The 4635-nt window shown below is 54.7% G+C and carries 3 protein-coding genes and 2 pseudogenes; 3 read left to right on the plus strand and 2 right to left on the minus strand.

Features of this window, described 5'->3' with window-relative positions:
- From NZK35_RS33885 to NZK35_RS33895, 3 genes and pseudogenes are all read left to right on the plus strand, one after another.
- Positions 1-264: pseudogene (locus NZK35_RS33885) on the plus strand (IS4 family transposase); the annotation flags it as partial.
- Positions 265-606: 342 nt separating this feature from the next.
- Entirely contained in the window at positions 607-2802 is a 2196-nt protein-coding gene (locus NZK35_RS33890) for a recombinase family protein (protein ID WP_259636959.1), read from the plus strand.
- Between the two features lie 77 nt (positions 2803-2879).
- Positions 2880-3164: pseudogene (locus tag NZK35_RS33895) on the plus strand (IS4 family transposase); the annotation flags it as partial.
- 199 nt (positions 3165-3363) lie between these two features.
- Here NZK35_RS33895 and NZK35_RS33900 read toward each other — a convergent pair.
- Positions 3364-4110, minus strand: a complete 747-nt coding sequence (locus tag NZK35_RS33900) for an alpha/beta hydrolase (protein ID WP_259636960.1) — start codon at positions 4108-4110, stop codon at positions 3364-3366.
- 58 nt (positions 4111-4168) lie between these two features.
- Positions 4169-4444 carry an acyl carrier protein gene (locus tag NZK35_RS33905; protein ID WP_259636961.1) on the minus strand — a complete coding sequence of 92 codons (276 nt, stop codon included), beginning with the start codon at positions 4442-4444 and terminating at the stop codon, positions 4169-4171.
- Between the last annotated feature and the right edge of the window lie 191 nt (positions 4445-4635).

Consider the following 4635-nt stretch of genomic DNA (forward strand, 5'->3'; position numbering starts at 1 on the left):
TTGACCGAAGGGGACCTCGCGGCAGGCGTCATCAGCGACCAGATCGTTTGCTTGGGAAAGACGTCGAAACCGTCGGATCGTCCCGATCACACCATTCGGATCATAGAAATACGTTGCACACCGCATCAAAATCGAACCGGTGGAAAGCCGAAAGGATCGACGGCACCGAATAGCGATGGCGTACTGCGGATCGCCACCAATTTGCTTGATGTGCCGGCGGAAGTCATCGCACTGATTTACTCCTACCGATGGACGATCGAGATCAACCAAGCCGGATACACCGCAAGACTGCCCTTGTATCTGCTCGCCGCCTGAGGAAAACTGTGTTATCCAAATCGAGGTCGACGCGCTTCTAGTGCTAGCAAATTGGCTGCACCGCCGCGTTTCGACTGCGAAGATGCTAACAGACAACGGAGGTCCATCGTGCGACATCGCAAAGTTCCCCCCCGCGCCCACAGCAGCTGCCACTGACGCAGCAGACGCCCAAGGCGACAGTGCCGCTAAGCGAACTCTGGGATCATCTGTCGCCGAATCAACAGCAACGACTGGTCGATCGGCTGGCAATCATGCTTCATCGTCAGCTCCCTCGAATCGAGGAGCAAAGCGATGAATGAGACTGTGCAAGCGGCATCCGATGTTGCCCGAGAACATTCGGAAAGACAGGTGTCTTCCGGTACGGTATCGGCTCAGCTTTCGACCAAGATCAAGCCGATTCATACGGCTCGACTTGCGATCGTTTACGTTCGTCAATCCACGCAGCAACAAGTACTCGATCATGGTGAATCGACCGCTCGTCAATATGCACTCGTTGACCGTGCCGAAGCACTCGGTTGGTCACGAGATCGCATTGAAGTGATCGACGAAGACTTGGGGCAAAGTGGCTCATCGAGTGAGCATCGAACTGGCTTTCGCCGGCTGCTCAATGAAGTCAGTAGCGATGCGGTCGGCTTGATCATCGGCCTGGAAATGAGTCGATTGGCTCGGTCATGCAAGGACTGGCACGCGCTCCTTGAACTCTGTGGGATTTACCAAACACTGTTGGCTGACTCCGATGGAACCTATGACCCGAGCGATCACAATGACCGACTGCTATTGGGGCTCAAGGGCACGATGAGCGAAGCAGAACTTCACGTCTTGCGAAATCGAATGTACGAAGGCTTGTGCAACAAAGCGGCGCGAGGTGAGGTCCTCAATCACCCTCCGCTCGGTTACATCCGAACGATCCAAGGCAACTTCGTCATCGACCCGGACGCGCAGGTTCAAGCGGTGGTACATAGCATCTTCGATCGCTTCAATCGCTGGGGCAGCATCAGCGGCCTCCTGAAGTCTTTGGTGCATGATGAAATGCAAATCCCAATTCGTCCGCACTACGGTCCTGATCGCGGCGAGTTGCAATGGCGACAACCCAACCGTGTCACGCTTTTGAACCTTCTTCATCACCCGATCTACGCTGGTGCCTATCGTTGGGGACATCGCGAGGTGGACCCGAAAAAAAAGATTCCAGGCCGGCGCACAACGGGGCGAACGCTCAACGCGTACGACGAATGCCGTGTCTTGATCAGGGATCGCTTCGACGCGTACATTACTTGGGAGCAGTTCGAAGAAAACCAAGAAAAACTGCGAGAAAACAGCAAGAAGAGCCGGTTCATGTCGGCTCCCGGTCGAGGCGCCAGCCTACTGGCGGGCCTCATTCAGTGTGGACGTTGTGGTCGAAGCATGTCAGTGGCTTACGCCTGCAACCGCCTTCGCTATACGTGTCAACGCGGAGCAATCGACTACGGCGAACCTGTATGCCAAAGTCTCTCTGGAGCAGAACTCGACCAAGCTATCGGGCGACTAATGATTGAAGCACTGCGTCCAGCTTCGATCGCCTTGAGTCTGCACGCGGCGAAAGATATCCAATCGCAACGTGAGCAAGTATCGCAGCAGTGGCGTCACCGCTTGCAACGAGCGGAGTACGAAGCTGACTTAGCTCGTCGGCAATACTCAAGTGTTGATCCTGGCAATCGATTAGTTGCGGCGGATCTGGAGCGTCGCTGGGAAGAGAAACTGAATGATCAAGAACGACTGCAACTAGATCATCGACGTTTTGAACAGTCGCAGCCGAACGAACTAACAAGCGAGGAACGATCACGCATCGAACGCCTATCCACTGACATCGCTGCCTTATGGTCGGACGCTGCAACGACTCCGGAAGATCGCCAAGTGATTGCCAGGACGCTTCTCGATCGCATCGTGATTACGGTCGAAGATGAAAGCGAAAACGTTGACGTTGAAATTCGCTTCGCCGGTGGCTTCGTCAACCGAATGCGACACACTCGTCCGGTTCAAACTTACGATCAGCGAAGCGACTACAAAGAGCTGATCAATCGCGTTCACCAACTTAAAGCAAGTGGCAGTACGCTCGCGCAAATCGCCGCTTCGCTTAACGACGAAGGATTCGTTCCAGCGAAACGTGCCAAGCAATTCAACCGTGGGATGATTAGCGGTTTACTCCGCCGAGAAAAACATCGGAAGAACGAACCGCTAAGCCAGCCACGAGACCGCAGTTCATTGAATGATGATGAATGGTGGCTTGCAGACTTAGCTGCTCACTTAAAGATGCCGATCGCAACGATGCATCGCTGGCGTAAAGTCGGTTGGGTGAAAGCGAGAAAGATCGATTCGGTCGGCGGCCATTGGGCGATTCATGCCGACGCCAGTGAGCTTGCGCGTTTAACCGAACTAAGAAGCTACCGTCGTGGTTGGGGCGAACAAAAAACGCCAACTCGACTGACGACGCCGGGTTCGAAAGACCGATAAATCATAAAGACAATCACAAAAGCTGTTCACTATTCTGTCCACCTGATATAGCCCTGTGCAAAGGAGTGCATCGTGATTGGGAGATCGAGATTTTCTTTCGATTCTACAAGCAACTGATGGGCGGATCCCACTTGATCAGCCACGACGACAACGGAATCGAGATCCAGGTGTACTGTTCCATGATCGCCTGTCTGTTGATCAATCTGTGGACAGGCTCAGCGCCGAACAAACGCACGTTCGAAATGATTTCCTACTACTTTCAAGGCTTGGCGAGCGAGGAAGAACTGCTCGCCAATATTGAAAAGCAGAAGCGAGTCGCGGAAGCGAAAGCTGCCAAGTCGGAGTCGGCAAAAAATCTCTAACAAGCGATACGGGGAGTCGTTTTTGAATGATTCACCCGGCGTCGATGCTGCGCGCTTGGTAAGATTCGTGCTGTTTGGCGATCCACTGCATCGCCGTATAGCATCGCCCCTTCCTTCTAAGCGTCTGACCCCGCCGTTTCATGCAACAGAGCAAACGCCGGGCCGAACACTATTGGGAAAGGGGTGTTTTCGCTCTCTGTCATCGACGAATCCTCACGTCGTCATTGAATGACCAGTCGTTGTGCCCGCCCGAAATCGCAGTGAACTGGGCGCCGGGGATCTGCTTGGCCAAGGCTTTGGCGTGTTCGATCGGAATGATCTCGTCGCCGGTGGCAGCGAATATTTCGACCGGCCCCGCATAGTCTTTCAGTGCGTCCACGTTGTCCCAATCGTCCAGCAGTAACAGACGCACCGGCAAAAAGAAAAACCGTTTGGACGCCACGCTCGCCAGGGTGTCAAACGGGACCACCAGCACGATTTTGTCCGGCGGCGTTTCTTCCCAGGCAAGCTCACAAGCAGGGCCGCTACCGATCGATTCACCGAGCACACAGACGGGCGTGTCCGGGTACTGTGATTTCAAAATCCGATAGGCCTCCGCCGCTGCTCGATTGAACGAGTCTCGACACGATTTCCCCTCCCGCGCCCCATAACCCGGATACTCCAGCACGTAGAGAGAATCCTGGTCGGACATGCGGCTGAGCACATAATCGCGATCTGCGGCTTGACCGCCGTTCCCATGCGTCATCAACCAAATGGCCCGTGCCCCGGGCACTTCTCGGCAATAGCCGAGGGTGCGATTTTCGATCAACCACGGCTGAAGCAGCGTGGGCACCTCGCGGTGGCTGGGAAGAAACAGCAAGAACCGTTGGCAGAGAAAGACAACCATCGTGACAGCGACATAGGGAATCATCACCGTGGCAATCAACCGAAGCGTTTGCGTCATCATCCGCCGAATCACGATCAGGATCTCCCAATAAACAAGCTGCGATCTCTGCGGGAACGAGTCAATTACAGCAGTCCAGGTCCTCGACGAAACGCTGGTCCGGATGGATCCGATCGTAGGGAAGGCCGAGTTGTTCGGAGATGATGCGACGCACCTTCAGCGCTCGCTCGCGGTTCGTGCCCGGCGAACAGTTTGCGACGAACTCATCTTCCGAAATCGGTGGCCACCGTCGCCGAAAATCGCGACTGCGTTTGGCTTCCAACGCCAGAACCCAAGCAACGATCAGGGCAACCACAGCCAAGAGGAACAAGACGTCATACATGCGAAAATTCTCCATCGGACATCACCGGTCCGATGGACCCGATGATTCGCGTTTCGAGGGCAAGACGACGATCGATCGATCGACAACCATTAGCGTACTTGATCGTAACCAACCGTGCTAAACGAGCGTCGCGAACGCGAACATCAGCGTCAAGGCAGAAAGCCGATCACCAATGACATTGGCAAGCGTTGGTGTGCAGCCTTTAG

Origin of the sequence: Stieleria sedimenti (assembly GCF_025060895.1) — a bacterium.
In the GTDB taxonomy this organism is placed as follows: Bacteria; Planctomycetota; Planctomycetia; order Pirellulales; family Pirellulaceae; genus Stieleria; species Stieleria sedimenti.